This is a genomic window from Olleya sp. Ti.3.14, assembly GCF_038154885.1.
In the GTDB taxonomy this organism is placed as follows: Bacteria; Bacteroidota; Bacteroidia; order Flavobacteriales; family Flavobacteriaceae; genus Olleya.
This window is the reverse complement of the sequence record NZ_JBAKAO010000009.1, coordinates 60,466-80,597: the sequence shown is the minus strand read 5'-3', so window position 1 is coordinate 80,597 and position 20,132 is coordinate 60,466. Positions and strand designations below refer to the sequence as shown.

At 31.8% G+C, this 20,132-nt stretch carries 16 protein-coding genes; 10 read left to right on the top strand and 6 right to left on the bottom strand.

The genetic code is table 11. The features are described 5' to 3' along the window. Positions 1-36: 36 nt before the first annotated feature. From uvrA to V6251_RS12430, 5 genes are all read left to right on the top strand, one after another. A complete protein-coding gene (gene uvrA, locus V6251_RS12450; RefSeq protein ID WP_341588521.1) occupies positions 37-2,868 on the top strand; it encodes an excinuclease ABC subunit UvrA in 2,832 nt (943 codons plus the stop codon). A gap of 72 nt (positions 2,869-2,940) precedes the next feature. Further along, positions 2,941-3,630, top strand: a complete 690-nt coding sequence (locus tag V6251_RS12445; protein WP_145001258.1) for an LOG family protein — start codon at positions 2,941-2,943, stop codon at positions 3,628-3,630. An 8-nt stretch (positions 3,631-3,638) separates the two neighbouring features. Continuing rightward, positions 3,639-4,904, top strand: coding sequence for a T9SS type A sorting domain-containing protein (locus tag V6251_RS12440; RefSeq protein ID WP_341588468.1), 1,266 nt, complete (start codon positions 3,639-3,641; stop codon positions 4,902-4,904). Next, positions 4,901-7,729 (top strand): metalloprotease, encoded by a 2,829-nt coding sequence (locus V6251_RS12435; protein WP_341588467.1) that lies wholly within the window; start codon positions 4,901-4,903, stop codon positions 7,727-7,729. Before V6251_RS12440 ends, V6251_RS12435 begins: the two co-directional genes overlap by 4 nt. Positions 7,730-7,882: 153 nt before the next feature. Next, positions 7,883-10,294, top strand: a complete 2,412-nt coding sequence (locus V6251_RS12430) for an alpha-ketoacid dehydrogenase subunit alpha/beta (protein ID WP_341588466.1) — start codon at positions 7,883-7,885, stop codon at positions 10,292-10,294. Positions 10,295-10,372: 78 nt separating this feature from the next. Here V6251_RS12430 and V6251_RS12425 read toward each other — a convergent pair whose 3' ends face one another. Further along, a complete protein-coding gene (locus V6251_RS12425; RefSeq protein WP_341588465.1) occupies positions 10,373-11,203 on the bottom strand; it encodes an alpha/beta fold hydrolase in 831 nt (276 codons plus the stop codon). Between the two features lie 194 nt (positions 11,204-11,397). On the opposite strand from V6251_RS12425, the gene V6251_RS12420 reads away from it, so the two are divergent. Continuing rightward, positions 11,398-11,661: a DUF202 domain-containing protein gene (locus V6251_RS12420; RefSeq protein WP_341588464.1), complete on the top strand. Its 264-nt coding sequence runs from the start codon at positions 11,398-11,400 to the stop codon at positions 11,659-11,661. Continuing rightward, on the top strand, positions 11,662-12,132 hold the full coding sequence (locus tag V6251_RS12415; protein ID WP_341588463.1) for a hypothetical protein: 471 nt from the start codon (positions 11,662-11,664) through the stop codon (positions 12,130-12,132). 67 nt (positions 12,133-12,199) lie between these two features. Here V6251_RS12415 and V6251_RS12410 read toward each other — a convergent pair whose 3' ends face one another. The 3 genes from V6251_RS12410 to holA form a co-directional block, all read right to left on the bottom strand. Then, complete coding sequence (locus V6251_RS12410; RefSeq protein WP_341588462.1) at positions 12,200-12,760, bottom strand: type 1 glutamine amidotransferase domain-containing protein; 561 nt, start codon at positions 12,758-12,760, stop codon at positions 12,200-12,202. Between the two features lie 163 nt (positions 12,761-12,923). Next, positions 12,924-13,289: a cupin domain-containing protein gene (locus V6251_RS12405; RefSeq protein WP_341588461.1), complete on the bottom strand. Its 366-nt coding sequence runs from the start codon at positions 13,287-13,289 to the stop codon at positions 12,924-12,926. Positions 13,290-13,317: 28 nt separating this feature from the next. After that, positions 13,318-14,322 carry a DNA polymerase III subunit delta gene (holA, locus tag V6251_RS12400; RefSeq protein WP_341588460.1) on the bottom strand — a complete coding sequence of 335 codons (1,005 nt, stop codon included), beginning with the start codon at positions 14,320-14,322 and terminating at the stop codon, positions 13,318-13,320. A gap of 70 nt (positions 14,323-14,392) precedes the next feature. Between holA and V6251_RS12395 the strand changes: the two genes are divergently transcribed. The 3 genes from V6251_RS12395 to V6251_RS12385 all read left to right on the top strand — a co-directional run bounded on the left by V6251_RS12395 (position 14,393) and on the right by V6251_RS12385 (position 16,980). Beyond that, complete coding sequence (locus V6251_RS12395; protein WP_341588459.1) at positions 14,393-14,842, top strand: type I restriction enzyme HsdR N-terminal domain-containing protein; 450 nt, start codon at positions 14,393-14,395, stop codon at positions 14,840-14,842. A gap of 53 nt (positions 14,843-14,895) precedes the next feature. Then, positions 14,896-15,879 carry a glycosyltransferase family 2 protein gene (locus V6251_RS12390; protein WP_341588458.1) on the top strand — a complete coding sequence of 328 codons (984 nt, stop codon included), beginning with the start codon at positions 14,896-14,898 and terminating at the stop codon, positions 15,877-15,879. Positions 15,880-16,119: 240 nt separating this feature from the next. Further along, positions 16,120-16,980 carry an OmpA/MotB family protein gene (locus V6251_RS12385; protein ID WP_145001234.1) on the top strand — a complete coding sequence of 287 codons (861 nt, stop codon included), beginning with the start codon at positions 16,120-16,122 and terminating at the stop codon, positions 16,978-16,980. A 121-nt stretch (positions 16,981-17,101) separates the two neighbouring features. Here the strand turns inward: V6251_RS12385 and V6251_RS12380 are convergent, their stop codons facing one another. Both V6251_RS12380 and V6251_RS12375 read right to left on the bottom strand, forming a co-directional pair. Continuing rightward, entirely contained in the window at positions 17,102-17,722 is a 621-nt protein-coding gene (locus V6251_RS12380) for an L-threonylcarbamoyladenylate synthase (protein WP_145001233.1), read from the bottom strand. Positions 17,723-17,739: 17 nt separating this feature from the next. Beyond that, positions 17,740-20,073, bottom strand: coding sequence for an ATP-dependent helicase (locus tag V6251_RS12375; protein WP_341588457.1), 2,334 nt, complete (start codon positions 20,071-20,073; stop codon positions 17,740-17,742). Positions 20,074-20,132 lie beyond the last annotated feature (59 nt).

Below are 20,132 nucleotides of genomic sequence, written 5' to 3'. Positions count from 1 at the left end.
GCTTTGTCTATTTCTGGGCAAAAACACTTAAATGCTATGAGTAATTTTGAAGAAAACATAGAGGTTAAAGGTGCCAGAGCACATAACCTTAAAAATATTGATGTGACCATTCCTCGCGAAAAACTAGTTGTGATTACTGGTTTATCTGGTAGTGGTAAATCGTCATTAGCATTTGACACCATTTATGCTGAAGGACAACGTCGTTATATCGAAACGTTTTCTGCTTACGCGAGACAATTTTTAGGTGGTTTAGAGCGTCCTGATGTTGATAAAATTGATGGTTTATCTCCTGTAATTGCTATTGAGCAAAAAACAACTAGTAAATCGCCAAGGTCAACCGTTGGTACTATTACAGAGATTTATGACTTTTTACGTTTGTTATATGCAAGAGGTAGTGATGCCTATAGCTATAATACAGGCGAAAAAATGGTAAGCTACAGTGATGAGCAAATCAAAGAATTAATTACCTCAAGCTATAAAGGCAAACGTATAAATATTTTAGCTCCTGTGGTACGTTCTAGAAAAGGACATTATCGCGAGTTATTTGAGCAAATTGCTAAACAAGGCTTTGTAAAAGTGCGTACTGATGGCGAAATCAAGGATTTAGTTAAAGGTATGAAGTTGGATCGTTACAAAAACCATGACATTGAAATTGTAATTGATAGACTTAAAATTGATGATGGTGTTGATAATGACAAACGTTTAACCGAAAGTATTAATACTGCCATGTACCATGGTGATGATGTATTAATGATTATTGACCAAGACACACAAGAGGCTCGTTATTTTAGTCGTAGTTTAATGTGTCCAACTTCTGGCGTTTCTTACCCAAATCCAGAACCTAATAATTTTTCGTTTAACTCGCCTAAAGGTGCTTGCGATAATTGTAATGGGATTGGAACATTATATCAGGTTAACGAAAAAAAGATTGTTCCTGACGATACGTTATCAATAAAAACAGGTGCTCTGGCGCCTCATGGTCCTGAAAAAAAGAGCTGGATTTTTAAACAATTTGAAACCATTGCAGAACGCTATAATTTTAAATTAAGCGATCCCTATAAATCAATACCACAAGAAGCTAAACAAGTTATTATGTTTGGTGGTAATGAAAAATTTTCGGTCGAAAGTAAAACTTTAGGCATAACCAGAGACTATAAAATAGACTTTGAAGGTGTTGCTAACTTTATTGAAAATCAATACAAAAATGCTGAGTCAACCTCTTTAAAACGTTGGGCTAAAGACTATATGGACAAAATTGAATGTCCTGTTTGTGAAGGTGCTAGACTAAAAAAAGAGTCGTTATACTTTAAAGTAAATGGTAAAAACATTGCCGAATTAGCTAATCAAGATATAAGTGAATTAGCTAAATGGTTTAAAACATTACCTCAGTATTTGACTGAAAAACAAATCAAAATTGCTGAAGAAATTATAAAAGAAATTAGTGCCAGACTTCAGTTTTTATTAGATGTTGGTTTAGACTATTTGTCTTTAAACCGAAGCTCAAAATCGTTATCTGGTGGAGAAGCACAACGTATTAGATTAGCCACACAAATTGGATCGCAATTAGTTGGAGTACTTTACATTTTGGACGAACCTAGTATTGGATTACACCAACGTGATAACGAAAAACTTATTAATAGCCTTGTGTCTTTACGTGATATTGGTAACTCGGTTATTGTTGTAGAACATGATAAAGACATGATTGAGCGTGCAGACCATGTTATAGATATTGGTCCAAGAGCAGGTAAACATGGAGGAGAAATTATTAGTCAAGGGACACCTAAACAGCTGTTAAAAGAAAAAACGCTTACTGCAGAATATTTAAATGGTAAAAGAGAAATTGAAATACCAAAAAAACGACGCGAAGGGAATGGACACTTTTTAGAACTTAAAGGCTGTACAGGAAACAATTTAAAAAATGTGTCAGTTAAATTTCCATTAGCTAAAATGATTGGTGTGACAGGTGTCTCTGGTAGCGGAAAATCTACTTTAATTAACGAGACACTCTACCCTATTTTAAATGCACATTATTTTAATGGTGTAAAAAAACCAATGCCTTATAAAAGCATAAAAGGTTTAGAGCATATAGATAAAGTAATTGATATTAATCAATCGCCAATTGGACGTACACCAAGAAGTAATCCTGCAACTTACACCAAAACATTTGACGAAATCCGTAGCCTTTTTGCTAAAATACCAGAAGCCATGATACGTGGTTATAAACCTGGACGTTTTAGTTTTAATGTTGCAGGAGGACGTTGCGAAACCTGTAAAGGTGGTGGTTTACGTGTTATTGAAATGAATTTTTTACCTGATGTGTATGTAGAATGTGAAACTTGTCAAGGTAAACGTTTTAATCGCGAAACTTTAGAGATTAGATATAAAGGAAAAAGCATAAGTGATGTTTTAGACATGACTATTAATGAAGGGGTTGACTTTTTTGAAAACATTCCTAAAATTCATAAAAAACTAAAAACAATTAAAGATGTTGGATTAGGTTACATTACCTTGGGACAACAAAGTACAACGCTATCTGGTGGAGAAGCTCAACGTATAAAATTAGCAACCGAGTTAAGTAAACGTGATACTGGTAACACCTTTTATATTTTAGACGAACCCACTACAGGCTTACATTTTGAAGATATTAGAGTGTTAATGATTGTATTAAACAAATTAGCAGACAAAGGAAACACAGTGTTAATTATAGAACATAATTTAGATGTCATAAAAACCGTAGATCATATTATTGATATTGGATATGAAGGCGGTAAAGGTGGTGGACAAATTATTGTAGAAGGTACTCCAGAAGTAGTTGCTAAGCATAAAAAGAGCTACACAGCTAAATTTTTAAAGAAAGAATTAAAATAATATTGGGAATGAATTACATTTACAATAGACCAATATTTAAACACTAATAAATAGAAAATAAACAGTTATATAATGAGAGAAGAAAAACATCCAAAAGGTTGGAATGAGAAAAAAACAAATGATTCTTGGGCGATTTTTAAAATCATGGGAGAATTTGTAAATGGTTTTGAAAAGATGAGTGCCATAGGACCTTCTGTTTCAATCTTTGGTTCAGCACGTACTAAGCCTGACCATAAATATTACAAATTAGCAGAAAATATAGCTTCAAAAATAGTTGATGCTGGATATGGTGTAATCACAGGTGGTGGACCTGGTATAATGGAAGCTGGTAATAAAGGTGCACATTTAGCAGGTGGTACATCTGTGGGATTAAATATTGAATTACCGTTTGAGCAACATGACAACCCATATATCGATTCTGATAAAAGTTTAGACTTTGACTACTTTTTTGTTAGAAAAGTAATGTTTGTTAAATACAGCCAAGGATTTGTCGTAATGCCTGGTGGATTTGGAACTTTAGACGAATTGTTTGAAGCCATTACGTTAATACAAACTAATAAAATTGAAAAATTCCCAATTATACTTGTAGGTACTGACTTTTGGGAAGGCTTAATGGGATGGGTTAAAACAACCCTTTTAGATAGTTTTGCAAATATTAGCGAAGGTGACTTAGATTTAATACATTTAGTCGATTCTGCTGAGGAGGTTGTAGATATTTTAGACAACTTCTATAAGGATTATGGATTAAGTCCTAATTTCTAAAACAGTTAATGATAAAAAAAACATTATACTTATTAATACTACTTAGTTTTTCAGGTGTCTATGCACAAGACACCTTTAAAACTATGTTTTATAATTTATTAAATTTTCCGCTTCAAGAACCTGCTAGTGATCGCTTAGACGAGCTAGACATTATATTATCCAATTATCAGCCAGATCTTTTTATGGTTTGCGAGCTTAATAATAGCTCTGGAGCAAATGCTATTTTAAACATGATGCAACAAAGCATTAATGTCAATTATCAAATGGCTAATTTTGTACTTAACTCTAGTGATAATAATTTAGGAGATCAAAACGATTTACAAAACTTAATTTATTTTGACAGTTCTAAGTTTAGTTTAGAAGGACAAAATCAAGTCACTACAATTTACAGAGACTTTAATCATTACCAATTAAAGTTAAACACACTAACTCAAGACACAGACCCAATATATTTAAACGTGATTGTGTGTCACTTAAAAGCATCAAGTGGTACTACAAATCAGCAATTACGTTTTCAAATGGCTCAGGATTTAACAACTTACTTGTCCACTTTTTCAAGTAATGATTATTTTTTATTAGCAGGAGATTTTAATGTGTACACAAATTCCGAACCTGCTTTTCAAGAGTTTATCAATCCTACAAACAATATCACCTTTATAGATCCAGCTAACAGAATGGGTAGTTGGCACAATAACCAAAGTTATGTAGATGTTTTTACACAGTCTACAAGGACAGCAACAGGACTTGGTGGTACTACAGGAGGTTTTGATGACAGGTTTGACTTTATACTAACTAGTACCTCTTTGACTAATAATCCGGAATTACAATTTACACCTAATAGTTATCAAGTATATGGTAACAATAACAACCCAAATTGCTGGAATAGCGCAATAAATAGTAGCGATTGTTCTGGTGTTTTGTTTTCAGAAAGTATTAGAGAGTCTTTACACAATTTTAGCGACCATCTTCCCGTTACTTTAAATATTGAAACCAATCAAAACTTTTTAAACGTACCTGATGTGGTAGTTAAAAAACCAGATTTTGAGATCATTGGATCCAATATGGTTTCAAGTTTATTAAATTTAAAAATTAACGCATCGCTTAAAAACGACAATAACTTAAAGATTTACAACACGTTAGGTCAAGTTGTAAAAACAATTTTTATAAAAGACAAAACTATTAACGTTGATATTTCGTATTTATCAAACGGAATATATTACATTTCACTTAACAATATTAATGTTCAACCTTTAAAGTTTGTAAAAGTCAATTGAAGCTAAACTATTATATTTTTATTTGTTTTATACTATATAGCATTTCGGCTTTAAGCCAAAATACTATTGACATTGAGGCTGTTTTTGATACTAAAAAAAATAGCATAAACATAACACAAAGTATACAATATAAAAATAATAGTAATACGGTTTTAGACACCATCTATTTAAACGATTGGAGTCATAGCTATTCTTCAAAAACAACTCCACTTGCCGAGCGTTTTGCAGATGAGTTTAAAACCACATTTCATTTTGCAAATAATGAAGATCGTGGTTTTACTGCATTAACTAGTATTAAACAATCTAATCAAACCACGTTTTTTCAACGTTTAGCTAAACACCCAGATGTTATCAAGGTAGCGCTTAACACACCTTTACAACCCAATCAATCTTATAACATTACACTTACTTATATTGTTCAAATACCTCATAATAAATTTACAAGATATGGTGTCACTGACTTTGGTGATTACAACCTACGCTTTTGGTACATTACACCTGCTGTATTTGATGGATCTTGGCATTACTATAGTAATAAAGATTTAGAGGATTTATTTGTAGAACCTGCAAATATTACCCTTAAACTTACCTATCCAAATAATTTTACGCCAGTATCTGAATTAAATATTTTGAATAATGAAGTTGGAACTGTTACAACCACTACTTTTAAAGGTGAAAATAGAATAAACTCTAAATTATCACTAGTACAAAACAACGATTACAAAACAGTTGAAACAGATTTTTTTAATATTGAATCAAATATTGATACGGAAAATCTAGAACCTACTGAAGTGGCATTAGCATCCGATCGAGTTGCACAATTTATTACCAAAAACCTAGGTGATTATCCACATGAAAAAGTATTATTAACTTGGATTGATTACAAAAAAGACCCTATTTATGGTCTTAATTTACTTCCGGACTTTGTAAGACCTTTTGAGGACACGTTTCAATATGAATTAAAATTACTTAAAACTACTTTAAAGGTATATTTAGAAAACACTTTGTTAATAAACCCAAGAAAAGAACAGTGGTTACTAGATGGTATTCAGGTGTATTATTTAATGAAATACGTCGAGAAATTTTATCCTAACCAAAAAATATTAGGAAAATTAGCTAATGTTTGGGGAGTAAGATCGTTTCATGCAGCAGACTTAAATTTTAATGACCAATATTCATTTTTATACATGCACATGGCACGTACAAATATTGACCAACCTATTGGTATGGCTAAGGACTCGTTATTAAAATTCAATAAAAACATTTCTAACAAATACAAAGCAGCAATTGGATTAAATTACTTGGATGATTACATAGGTGACTCCATAGTCTCTAAAACTTTAAGTGATTTTGTTAAACAATCTAAATTAAAACGTACAACACCAGCAGATTTTGAAACTATAATTAGATCTAAAACTCCTAAAAATATTGATTGGTTTTTTGAAGACTATGTTAGCACAAGTAAAAAGATAGATTTTAAAATCAAAAAGATAAAAAAATCAGAGGACTCCATTAAAATTACTCTTAAAAACCTTAGGGATAATAAAATGCCTGTTTCGCTTTTTACTTTAGAAAACGATAGTATTACCTCTAAGTTTTGGATTGATGGTTTTAATGGTAATAAAACCATTACAATAGCAAATAAAGACGCGGACCAATTAGCGTTAAATTATGATAATGTCATACCAGAATTTAACCAACGTAACAATTTTAAAAAGCTAAACGGGTTTTTTCTAACCAATAAACCTTTACAATTTAGATTATTTAAAGACATTGAAGACCCAAACTATAACCAAGTATTTTTTATGCCAGAGTTTGACTATAATTTTTATGATGGACTATCTCCTGGTTTAAAACTATACAATAAGACCCTTTTAAGTAAACGCTTTCTATACAAATTAAGTCCTAAATATGGATTTAAAAGTAATCAAGTTGTTGGTAGTGCCTCCTTGATTTATAATGCTAGACCAGAAGGTACAGACAATTTTAGAACACGTTATGGATTATCTGGTAACTATTACAATTATGCACCAAACTTAAGCTACACCTCTTTTACACCTTTTATTGATTATAATTTTAGAAACCATAAAGATTTAAGAGACAATAAACGTGAGTTTTTATCTTTTAGATACATTAATATTAATAGAGAAGTTGATCCAAAAGGAGAATTTGAAACTGATGGAGAGCCTAAATACTCAGTATTTAATGCTAAATATGGATTGGTAGACAACAATTTAAAAGACTACGCGTCATTATTTACAGATGTACAGTTTGCTAAAAACTTTGGTAAAATATCGGCAACTTTAGAGTTTAGAAACCTAAACGAACGTAATAAACAGTTTAATTTACGTGTTTTTTCTGGTTTGTTTTTATACAATGATACGTATCAAGATTCTGACTTTTTTAGTTTTGCTTTAGACAGACCTACAGACTATTTATTTGACTATAATTATTTAGGTCGAAGCGAACAAACTGGAGTATTAAGTCAACAAATTATAATAGCCGAAGGTGGATTTAAATCTAAACTATCTCAGCCTTTTGCTAACCAATGGATGACAACCGTTAACACAAGCGCTACACTTTGGAGATATATTATGCTTTATGGTGATGCTGGAGTTATAAAAAATCAAAATTTTAGTCCAGAATTTGTTTATGATTCTGGTATTAGATTAAATCTTGTCGAAGATTATTTTGAGCTATACTTTCCGGTCTACTCTAATTTAGGTTGGGAAATAGGACAACCTAATTATGACGAAAAAATTAGGTTTATAGTTACCTTATCTCCAAAAACTTTATTAGGTCTATTTACTAGACGTTGGTATTAATAAATTCTTAGCAGATTAGTCTTTTTTGCGATTAATTTATTAAATAACCCTACTTAAGGCTTAATTATTGAATAATTCACATTTTTTTAAGATTTTTTGATATTGCTAAACCGACAATTTTTGATTAAATTTGTTTCAAATAATTCCTTACACATGCAAACAAAAGTTAACAATAAAAAAGACTTGTCTTTTGAAGATTTTAAAACTGAAGTTCTTAAAGATTACCACATCGCTGTAACAAGTCGTGAATGTAGTCTATTAGGACGTCGTGAAGTGTTAACCGGAAAAGCTAAATTTGGAATATTTGGTGACGGTAAAGAAGTCCCTCAATTAGCTATGGCTAAAGCTTTTCAAAACGGAGATTTTAGATCAGGTTACTATCGTGATCAAACCTTTATGATGGCTATTGGAGAGCTAACAATAGAGCAATTTTTTGCTGGATTATATGCCAATACAGATTTATCGCAAGAACCTATGTCTGCAGGAAGACAAATGGGTGGCCATTTTGCAACGCATAGTGTGGATGAAAACGGAAATTGGAAAAATCTAACTCAGCAAAAAAACTCAAGTTCTGACATCTCACCTACAGCAGGTCAAATGCCAAGATTATTAGGTTTAGCGCAAGCATCAAAAATTTACAGAAATGTTAAAGGTATTGATACGACCAATTTTTCTGTTAATGGTAATGAAATTGCTTGGGGAACTATAGGAAACGCAAGTACAAGTGAAGGTTTGTTTTTTGAAACTATTAATGCTGCTGGTGTATTACAAGTACCAATGGTAATAAGCGTTTGGGATGATGAATACGGAATCTCTGTACATGCAAGACACCAAACAACAAAAGAAAATATTTCTGAAATCTTAAAAGGATTTCAACGTGATAAGGACAATAATGGTTATGAAATCCTAAGAGTTAAAGGTTGGGATTATGCTAATTTAATAGCGACTTATGAAGAAGCTGCAAAAATAGCAAGAGAAGAACACGTCCCTGTTTTAATTCATGTTAACGAGCTTACACAACCACAAGGTCACTCAACGTCTGGATCACATGAGCGTTACAAAGATAAAGACCGTTTAGAGTGGGAAGCTAAAAACGATTGTAATCTTAAAATGCGTGCTTGGTTAATAGAAAACAGCATTGCAACTGACGAAGAATTACAAACCATTGAAAAAAACATTAAAAAGCAAGTTAGAGATGCTAAAAAAGCTGCATGGACTAATTATTTAAAACCTGCTTTAACAGAAAAAGAAGACTTAGTAGCGCTATTAAAAAATGTTGCTAACGCTAGTTCTAATAAGGTGTTTATTGAAAAAATTGCAAACGATTTAAGTGCTATTGGAGAGCCTAATAGAAAAGACGCTGTATCAGCTGCTAGAAAAGCGTTGCGTTATGTTATTGCTGAAAATTCTTCAGAAAAACAACAATTATTAGACTGGATTGACACCTTTTTTACCAAGGTACAACCCTTGTATAGTTCTGATTTACATAATGAAAGTTCAACTTCTGCGATTCATATAAAAGAAATTAAACCAACTTACGATAGTAAAACTGAAGATGTTGATGGACGTGTTATTTTAAGAGAAAACTTTGATGCTATCTTTAATACTTATCCTGAAACTTTAGTATTTGGAGAAGATGCTGGTAACATTGGAGATGTTAATCAAGGGTTAGAAGGTTTACAAGAAAAATATGGCGAATTACGCGTTGCTGATGTTGGTATTAGAGAAGCAACCATTTTAGGCCAAGGTATTGGTATGGCTATGCGTGGCTTACGTCCAATTGCCGAAATTCAGTATTTAGATTATATCCTATATGCTTTACAAATAATAAGCGATGATTTAGCAACCTTACGTTACAGAACAAAAGGTCGTCAAAAAGCACCATTAATTATTCGTACTCGTGGACATAGACTAGAAGGTATTTGGCATTCAGGATCGCAAATGGGTGGCGTTTTGAACCTAGTTAGAGGGATTCATGTATTGGTACCAAGAGACATGACCAAAGCTGCAGGTTTTTACAATACACTTTTAAAAAGTGACGAGCCTGCCTTAATTGTAGAGTGCCTGAACGGTTATAGATTAAAAGAAAAATTACCATCTAATATAGGTGAGTTTACAACACCAATTGGAGTTGTAGAAACTATTAAAGAAGGTGCAGATATTACTTTAGTATCTTATGGATCAACTTTAAGAATAGTACAACAAGCTGCCAAGGAGTTAGCTGAAGTTGGTATTGATGCAGAAATTATTGACATTCAATCTTTACTACCTTTTGATATTAATCATGACATTGTAAATAGTGTTAAAAAGACCAATCGTCTAATGGTTATAGATGAGGACGTTCCAGGTGGAGCATCTGCATATATATTAGATCAAATAATTAACACTCAAAATGCATATAAGCATTTAGACAGTCAACCTAAAACATTAGCTGCTAAACCACATAGACCAGCTTATGGTACAGATGGAGATTATTTCTCTAAACCTTCAACAGAAGATGTTTTTGAAGCAGTTTATGCGGTTATGCACGAGTCTAATCCTAGTAGTTTTCCAAAGTTAAGATAATTGTTCAAACGCTATATATTACACAAAAAAGCTCATCTATAAATTAGATGAGCTTTTTACTTATATATTAGTTACCATTTACGATTTTAGAAAATCAATTAAAATAGTATTTAATTGGTCCTTATGGGTAATATTTAAACCATGAGGTGCACCTTTAATGACTTTAAACACATTATCTGTAATACCTTTTGCTGCCTGATTAGCAGACGTTTCAATTGGGACAGTGTTATCACTATCACCATGTACAATTAAAGTTGGCACATTTACATTTTTTAATTCATCTCTAAAATCTGTATGCATCCATGCTTTTGCAGTTTCGATTGTGGCTCTAGGCGAAGCGTGTGAAGCTACAACAAAATCATAGTCTAATTGTGCCTGACTAACTTTGTCTTTATTGTCTTCAAAATTATAAAATCCTTTAGAAAATTCTTTTAAAAAACCTACTCTGTCTTCTTCTAAAGCATCTTGAATACCTTGCAAATCCTTTTCAAGGACACCATCTGGATTATCCTCTTTTTGCTTAACTAAAGGTATAATACTACTTATTAAAGCTGCTTTAGCAATTTTATCTGTGCCAAAATCTGTACAATATCTTACTACTTCTCCTCCACCCATTGAAAATCCTACAACAATCACATCTTCAAGATCTAACTGAGCAATAATTTGTTCTAAATCGCTAGCTAATGCAGAATAGTCGTATCCATTCCAAGGTGAACTACTTATTCCGAAGCCTCTCCTATCGTAGGAAATGCATCTATAACCTGATTCTACAATTTTCCATACTTGATGTTCCCATGATTTTCTACTTAATGGCCAACCATGAATTAAAATTACCGGTTGTCCGTTTCCATAATCTTCATAAAAAATATCTACGGTTTCTGCTGTGCTTTTGTTTGTAATAAATGGCATATCAATCTCTTTTTTTTGGTTTACTTAAAGATAAAATATCAATGACTAAACAGTGTTAAACCAGACTTAAAGTATTATTAACAGGTCGTTAAATTACAAAAACAATAAAATATATAAATGTAATTATGCAGACAATAGACATTAGCTAGAATAAATGACTCCTTTTTTATACCTTTAAAATCTATTTAAAAATTATGATAGAACAAACCGATTTAACAACACGCGATTGGCTAGCTATTGAGCGTACCAAATTAGCCAACGAACGTACTTTTTTGGCTTATTTTAGAACTTTTTTAGTTATTTTAGGTACAGGAATTACCATACTTAAGTTAGATTTACTGGCAGATTTAAAAACGTATGGTATCATATTAATAGCAATAGCTCCAATTATTTTAGTAATAGGTATTGCACGTCTATATATAGTCAAACGCACTATAAAAAAACATTATAAAATTTAAATGAAAGCTGTATCTGTTGTTACGATCCGAAAAGAGTTAAAACATAAAACCAACGAAGAATTGGCAGAACTGTGTTTAAGATTATCACGTTTTAAAAAAGAAAACAAAGAACTGCTTACCTATTTATTATTTGAAGCAGATAGTGAAGCTAGTTATATTGAAACCGTTAAAGCTGAAATTGATGAGCAATTTGAATTAATAAATACCGACAGCTTTTTTTACATTAAAAAAAGTGTACGTAAGATTTTACGAAACACAAAAAAATACATTAGATACTCGCTTAATAAAGAGACTGAAGTCGAATTGCTATTATACTTTTGTAAGAAGTTAAAAGCTATGAAACCTTCAATCTCTAGAAATACAACCTTAACCAATTTGTATGATCGAAATATTGAAGGTATAACTAAAAAAATATTAGCGTTACATGAAGATTTACAGTATGATTATACTGCTGAATTAGAAGATATGTAGTTTAAAATTAAAACATAAAAAAAAGCCAACCTTAACGGTTGGCTTTTATATTCAATCTGTAAATAAATTATGTAGTTTGCATATTATGTTTACCCTCGTAAACTTCTTCTATTAACTTTTTATTAAATGCTGGCAAATCGTTTGGATTACGACTTGTGACTAATCCTTCATCTACAACAACTTCGCTATCTTCCCACATGGCTCCTGCATTTACTAAATCTCTTTTAATAGAGCTAAATGATGTTACTTTACGTCCTTGCAATACACCTGCTTCAGCTAACAACCAAGGTGCATGACAAATAGCTGCTACTGGTTTTTTATTAGCAAAAAACGATTTAATAAATCTAATTGCATCTTCATTTCTTCTTAAAGTATCAGGATTAATGACTCCTCCTGGTAATACTAGCGCATTATAATCGTCTTGAGACACTTGATCTAAGGTTTTATCTACATCGTAACTGTTACTCCAGTTTCCGTCTGCCCAACCTTTTATTTGTCCTGATTTTTCAGAGACGATATGTACATCTGCTCCTGCTTCTTTTAAAGCATTCATTGGTTCTTTTAATTCACTTTCTTCAAATCCATTGGTTGCTAAAATCGCAACTTTCTTTCTCTCTAAGTTTTCCATTTTATTTTTTGGTTTTTGTTATTAATAATTCGATTTACCTCTAAAGTACTATAATTACTAGCGTTAGACGAATTACAATACCTGTTTAACTTCGATTTAATATCAAGTGTTAAATAATAATATGGAAGTGTTAAAACCCATTCAGCTTCGTTAAAAAAATTAACTATTTGGGTTCTATAATTAAATATACTGCAGTACTATCGCCAACATTTAGTACTTGATGCTCGCTAATTTCAGATTTAGACCAAGTCACTCCTGTTTTTACAGGAATAGTACGTGTACCTGTAGCATCTGTTATTTGAAAAGTGCTTCCTGCTAAGGTATAACCAAAATGTGGTTTATGATAATGCTTCTCATGACCAACATTAGGTGGAAACGTACATTTTAATATGCGCTGTTTTTTTGTGTCTTGTAATACTTTGCACACTTTATGTCCTTCCCAACCTGCTTCTAATGGATCTGGAAGTGTTTGTGCAGTTTTACAAGAAAAGCTTAAAAGTACTATTGCTATTATATAATATGGTTTCATGATGTTTTTTTATAGTTCTAAATAAATGTTAGTACATAATCTTAACTAACATCTCTTTAAGCAAATCACCTTGTGGCACAGCATTACTATCAACCCCTTTACTTTTACCATCAAACTCGCGTAAAATAGCAATAACTTGACTAACTTTTCGCATTGGGTAATTGCGTGAAGCCTCTATATATTCGTTTACAAAATAAGGATTAACACGCAATGCAGAGGCTACACTTCGTGGGTTTTTATCAGACATTCCATGTAAATGCAATAATTGAGAAAAAAAGCTAAACAATAAAGATACAGTTAAGACCATTGGATTATCCTTTGGGTTTTCTGCAAAATAATGGACAATTTTAAAAGCCTGAGCAGTATTTTTTGCACCAATAGCTTTACGTAACTCAAAGTTATTATAGTCTTTACTAATACCTATATTTTCTTCGATATGATCAGGTGTAATCTGTGTGTCTCTTGGTAAGACTATTTGTAGTTTATTTAACTCATTACTTAATTTACTCAAATCTGTACCTAAAAACTCCACTAACATTTGTGATGCTTTTGGAGTTATAGAATAGCCTTTTGGTGACAACACACGACTTATCCAATCTGGTACTTGGTTTTCGTAAAGCTTTTTACTTTCAAAAACTTGGCCTGACTTTTTAATAGCTTTGTAAACCGCTTTACGTTTGTCTACAGATTTGTATTTATAACAAATAACTAAAACCGTTGTAGGTTGTGGTTTTTTGGCATAATCTGCTAATTGATCAATTGTCCTAGATAAATCTTGAGCTTCTTTAACAATCACCACTTGACGATCTGCCATCATAGGGTAACGCTTAGCATTACTTACAATATCGTCCACGCTAATATCACGACCATATAACACCATTTGGTTAAAGCCTCGCTCCTCTTCCGTTAAAACGGTTTTTTCGATGTAATCTGAAATTTTATCAATGTAATAAGCCTCCTCACCCATTAATAAATAGATAGGTTTAAGCTGCTTATTTTTTATATCAGTAACTAACTGTTTGACTTCGTCCAAAGGAAAAAAATTTAAAAATTTGGTTTTTGACTTTTGAAGTTTAACTTTGAAAAAAACCGAATACCATTAAATGCAAGAGTTAAACTTTCCAAAGTTTGTGTTTCGATTCAAAAATAACGAAAATAAAGTATCTATTTTTGATGTTATACGTAAAAGATTTATGGTCTTACAACCTGAAGAATGGGTAAGACAACATTGTGTACATTACCTAATAGAAGTTAAAAAATATCCAATCTCTTTGATTAATGTCGAAAAAGAACTAAGAGTCAACGATTTAAAAAAGCGTTATGACATTGTTATTTTTAATACTGACGGAAGCATACATTTAATTGTTGAATGTAAAGCGCCTAAAATAGAAATCAAACAAAACACTTTTGACCAAATAGCACGTTATAACTTGGCATTAAATGCAACCTATTTGATGGTAACAAATGGTATTAATCACTATTATTGCAGTATGGATTTTAAAGCAGAACAGTATCACTTTTTAAAAGACATACCAGATTATCAAGAACACTAGTTTTTGTTTAGTCTAAAGTATAAATAAAAAAAACCAAAACGCCTTTAAAAAATTTGAAAATAGCAGTCGTTATATTAAACTGGAATGGAAGCGCATTGCTTGAGCAATTTTTACCATCTGTTATTGCACACTCTAAAGATGCAACAATTTATGTGGCTGATAATGCGTCCACTGATGACTCTGTAACATTTATTAAAACAAACTATCCTGAGGTTATAATTATTCAAAACTCAGAAAATGGAGGCTATGTAAAAGGTTATAATGATGCTTTACCTTTTGTTAAGGAAGATATTTATTGCTTATTAAATAGCGATATTGAAGTTACGCCTAATTGGTTAGTCCCTATTTTAAAAACATTTAAAGAGCAACCTGAAACAGCGATTATACAACCTAAAATTTTAGATTATAAAAGCAAAGAAAAGTTTGAATACGCTGGAGCTGCTGGAGGTTTTATAGATAAATATGGCTATCCATATTGTAGAGGTCGTATTTTTAATACAATTGATGTTGATACCAATCAATACCAAAACGAAACCATTTTTTGGGCATCAGGTGCTTGCTTATTTATTAGACAATCTACATTTAAGGCTTTGCAAGGATTTGACGAATCCTATTTTGCCCATATGGAAGAAATTGATTTATGTTGGAGAGCGTTTAACAAGGGTTATTTAACCAAATACATAAATAATAGTACTGTGTATCACGTTGGTGGAGCAACCTTAAACGCAGGTAGTCCAAAAAAAACCTATCTAAATTTTAGAAACAGTTTGTTTACTTTAACTAAAAACGCCAAAGGAAATATTGCATTATTAATTTTTGTAAGATTAGTACTTGATGGTATTGCTGCCTTAAAATTTTTAATAGAATTTAAGCCTAAACATTTAATAGCAATTTTAAAAGCACATGTATCTTTTTACAAACATTTACCTAAGCTATTAAAAAAGCGAAAATCAATCTCGCAAAAAACTGGCTATTACCAGACAAAATCAATAGTTTACAACTATTTTGTTTTAAATAAAAAAACCTTTATTAAGTAAGTTTTGATTAAAAAAAAAGAATAATTAAAAACTGAACGATATTTTATTCACGCATTACTCACCCTAACAAAGCGCTAATTATCAACTGATTAAATGTTTTAATTATTATATTAAATTTTAACCGTCAGTTTTAAACCTTATTTGCTTTTAGTTTTAGCAAAAGTTTTGTTAAAGCGTATTTTAACATTTTAATTATTTATACTTTTGGTGTGTATAAATTTAATTTATCATTTAAAAATTATGAAAAAAATCCTTTTATTTAGTGCAGGTGCACTACTATTATTAAGCTCTTGTGTGTCTAAAAAAGAATTTGCTGCATTAGAAGCAAAACAAAAAGAAACACAGGATTTATTGAACACAGCAACTGTTAAACTTAACTCTTGTTTAGCTGACGAAGCAGCATCTGCAGCGCGTCTAGCAGAATTACAAGCACGTTTAGCAGACATGAAAGCAAATAATCTTGCATTGATTGAAAGCACAAAAGATATGACAATGTTAACCGCTCAAGGTGCTAAAAACGTTGAAAAATCTTTAGAAAGCTTAAAAGAAAAAGACTTAAGAATTACAAGATTACAAGATGCTTTAACTAAAAAAGATAGTGTAACACTAGCTTTAGTAACTAGTTTAAAGAAAGAAGTTGGATTAAACGATCCAGACATCGAAATCAATGTTGAAAAAAGCGTTGTTTTCATCTCTTTATCGGACAAGTTATTATTTAAGAGTGGAAGCTATAACATTACAACTAGAGCTAATGAAATCTTAGGAAAAGTAGCAACAGTAATTAATGGAAAGCCAAACTTTGAAGCAATGGTAGAAGGTCATACAGATAACGTACCTTACAACAAAGGTGGTGTATTAGTTGACAACTGGGACTTAAGTGTTAAGCGTAGTACAGCTATTGTTAGAGCTTTACAAGACTTAGGTGTTAAACCTCAACAATTAATTGCAGCTGGACGTGGTGATCATTTACCTTTAGTATCAAATGATACTGCAGAAAACAGAGCAATCAACAGAAGAACTAAGATTTACATCTTGCCTAAGATTGATCAGTTTTACGAAATGATTGAAACTGAAATGAAAAGTTTATCTAAAGAGAACTAATTCTTTTTATTAGAATATAAAAGCCCAACCTTTCGGTTGGGCTTTTTTTTGTTTAAAAATCTTGAGTTTGAAAATCGATAGTATTAATAGGGTTAATAGTATGATTTATTTAAAACATGCTCTAAAAAATCTCAATACTACCTTTTCCTTCTCTTATTATTTCAGGTTGTTCACCTGACAAATCAATAATTGTTGATCCTTGGTTACCTCCATAACCACCATCAATAACTAAATCTACTAGGTTATCCCATTTTTCTAAAATCAATTCAGGATCTGTGGTATACTCTAAAATAGTGTCATCATCTCTGATTGATGTGGACACAATTGGATTACCCAATGCCTTAACAATCTCTAATGCGATAGCATTATTTGGCACTCTTATACCTACCTCTTTTTTCTTTTTAAAAGCTGCTGGCAACGTTTTGGATCCTGGTAAAATAAAAGTGTATGGTCCTGGCAAAGCACGTTTTAATATTTTAAAAGTTGTACTATCAATTTGCTTTACATAATCTGATAAATTACTAAGGTCATGGCATATAAAAGAAAAATTAGCTTTTTCTAACTTTACACCTTTAATCCTAGCGATACGCTCTAAAGCTTTTGAGTTAGTAATATCGCAGCCTAAACCATATACAGTATCTGTGGGATAAATAATAAGACCTCCTTTTTTAAGGATGTTTACTACCTTTTTAATTTCCTTTGGATTTGGATTTTCTTCATAAATTCTGATAAAGTCTGCCATAATAAATTTTTTAAATATTATCCTATAAGCTCTAATTTTGCAAAACGCAGTAAAAGCTTTTTCTTTCCTCCAAATTCAAAATCAATTTCTGCTTTAACGTCTCCACCTTTACCTTCGATACTTAAAACATCACCTCTACCAAATTTTAAATGTTTAACGCGATTACCCACTGCTAAATCTCCATCAAACAGATTTGCTTCTGCTGAAGGCTTAACTTCTGAAGCCTTTTTAAGTTTTTTAGGAGCACTAATTTCAAAATTTACTGGCTTAGATTTGTCTTTCTTTTTCAATTTAGGTTGTATTGGTTTTTTAAATCTTACTTTATTAGGTGGTGTATCGCCAAAGATATCTGCAGACAGCATTGGGTTAATGCGACGCTCTTCTATTGGTGTTATAATGTCTAAAAATTGATCGTCAATTTCTTCAATAAATCTACTTGGTTCTGAATCTACTAATTTCCCCCAACGATAACGCGATAACGCATAGGTTAGATATGCTTTTTTCTCTGCTCTGGTTAAAGCTACATAGAATAAACGACGCTCTTCTTCAAGCTCACTTCTTGTATTCATACTCATTGCACTTGGAAACAAGTCTTCTTCCAAACCAACGATAAAGACATTACTAAACTCTAATCCTTTTGAAGAGTGAATGGTCATTAACGCTACATGATCTGGATCTCCTTTGTCTCCATCAAGATCGGTTGCTAATGCGATATCTTCTAAAAACTCGGCTAAATCATCTTTAGAGTCTGCAATCTCCATTTGCCCTTCGACAAAATCCTTTATACCATTTAATAATTCTTCGACATTCTCTAAACGCGTGACACCTTCTGGAGTATTGTCTTTATTAAACTCTTTTATTAAACCACTAGTTTTAGTTACATATTCCGCTAAATCAAAAGCATTGGCTGTTTGATTCATTACCTGATAGCTTTTAATAAGGGTTACAAAATCTTTAAGCTTATTTTTTGTACCTGTATTAATGTTAATGTTTACGCTATCAATGTTTTCTAATAATTCAAAAATGGTTTTGTCTGACTCATTAGCTGCAACCATTAATCTATCAATAGTCGTTTGACCAATACCACGAGCTGGATAATTAATGACACGTTTTAAGGCCTCTTCATCTGATGGATTAAGAATTAATCTTAGGTATGCTGTAACATCTTTAATTTCTTTTCTTTGATAAAAAGACAAGCCTCCATAAATACGATACGGAATACTTCTTTTACGCAAAGCTTCTTCCATTGCACGCGATTGTGAATTGGTACGATATAAAATCGCAAAATCACTATTTGGCACATGGTCTGTCATTTTAGTCTCCCAAATGGCACTAGCCACAAAACGACCTTCGTCACCATCTGTTAAACTGCGATGCACTTGCACTTTAGGTCCATCAACATTTGCAGTCCAAACTATTTTATCTAATTTAGTTTGGTTATGCTCTATTACAGAGTTTGCTGCTCCAACTATATTTTTTGTAGAACGGTAATTTTGTTCTAATCGGTACATTTTTACATCTTCATAATCCTTTTGGAAATTTAAGATGTTACTAATGTTTGCTCCTCTAAAGGCGTAAATACTTTGCGCATCATCACCAACCACACAAATGTTTTGAAAACGATCTGCTAAAGCACGTACAATTAAATATTGACTGTGGTTTGTATCTTGGTACTCATCCACTAATATATATCTAAACTTATCTTGATATTGCGCTAAAACTGAAGGAAAACGCGTTAACAGCTCGTTAGTACGTAGTAATAAATCATCAAAATCCATTGCTCCTGCTTTAAAGCAACGCTCCACATAAGCTTGATAGATTTCTCCCATTTTTGGACGCCTAGCCATAGCATCAGCCTCCATTAATTCTGGGTTATTAAAATATGCCTTGACTGTAATTAAACTATTTTTGTAAGAAGAAATCCTGCTGTATACCTGCTTGGTTTTATACAAGTCTTTGTCTAAACCCATTTCTCTAATTATACTACCCATTAATTTTTGAGAATCTTGAGTATCATAAATAGTAAAATTACTTGGATAACCTAAATGGTGACCTTCAAACCGTAATATTTTTGCAAAAACCGAGTGAAAGGTTCCCATCCACAAGTTTTTAGCCTCACTTGCACCTACAATTTCGGCAATTCTGCCTTTCATTTCTTTAGCTGCTTTGTTTGTAAAGGTTAATGCTAAGATGTTGAAAGAGTCTACACCTTGATTCATTAAATAGGCTATTCTATAGGTTAGCACACGTGTTTTTCCAGAACCTGCACCTGCGATAATTATCATAGGTCCTTCTTTTTGAACTGTTGGCGCGTATTGTGCTTCGTTTAACTGACTTAAATATTTCTCCAATTTTTATTCTTTTTTAAAAAAGCAAAATTAACCAAACCCTCTGTTTTTACTCTAAAGAT

Excerpts from the sequence above, each read along its gene's own strand:
- V6251_RS12385 (WP_145001234.1), top strand. The coding sequence starts at position 16,120 with ATGAAAAAAATCCTTTTATTTAGTGCAGGTGCACTACTATTATTAAGC.
- V6251_RS12430 (WP_341588466.1), top strand. The coding sequence starts at position 7,883 with ATGCAAACAAAAGTTAACAATAAAAAAGACTTGTCTTTTGAAGATTTT.
- V6251_RS12440 (WP_341588468.1), top strand. The coding sequence starts at position 3,639 with ATGATAAAAAAAACATTATACTTATTAATACTACTTAGTTTTTCAGGT.
- V6251_RS12415 (WP_341588463.1), top strand. The coding sequence starts at position 11,662 with ATGAAAGCTGTATCTGTTGTTACGATCCGAAAAGAGTTAAAACATAAA.
- V6251_RS12380 (WP_145001233.1), bottom strand. The coding sequence starts at position 17,722 with ATGGCAGACTTTATCAGAATTTATGAAGAAAATCCAAATCCAAAGGAA.
- V6251_RS12405 (WP_341588461.1), bottom strand. The coding sequence starts at position 13,289 with ATGAAACCATATTATATAATAGCAATAGTACTTTTAAGCTTTTCTTGT.
- V6251_RS12445 (WP_145001258.1), top strand. The coding sequence starts at position 2,941 with ATGAGAGAAGAAAAACATCCAAAAGGTTGGAATGAGAAAAAAACAAAT.
- V6251_RS12410 (WP_341588462.1), bottom strand. The coding sequence starts at position 12,760 with ATGGAAAACTTAGAGAGAAAGAAAGTTGCGATTTTAGCAACCAATGGA.
- uvrA (WP_341588521.1), top strand. The coding sequence starts at position 37 with ATGAGTAATTTTGAAGAAAACATAGAGGTTAAAGGTGCCAGAGCACAT.
- V6251_RS12425 (WP_341588465.1), bottom strand. The coding sequence starts at position 11,203 with ATGCCATTTATTACAAACAAAAGCACAGCAGAAACCGTAGATATTTTT.
- V6251_RS12395 (WP_341588459.1), top strand. The coding sequence starts at position 14,393 with ATGCAAGAGTTAAACTTTCCAAAGTTTGTGTTTCGATTCAAAAATAAC.
- V6251_RS12420 (WP_341588464.1), top strand. The coding sequence starts at position 11,398 with ATGATAGAACAAACCGATTTAACAACACGCGATTGGCTAGCTATTGAG.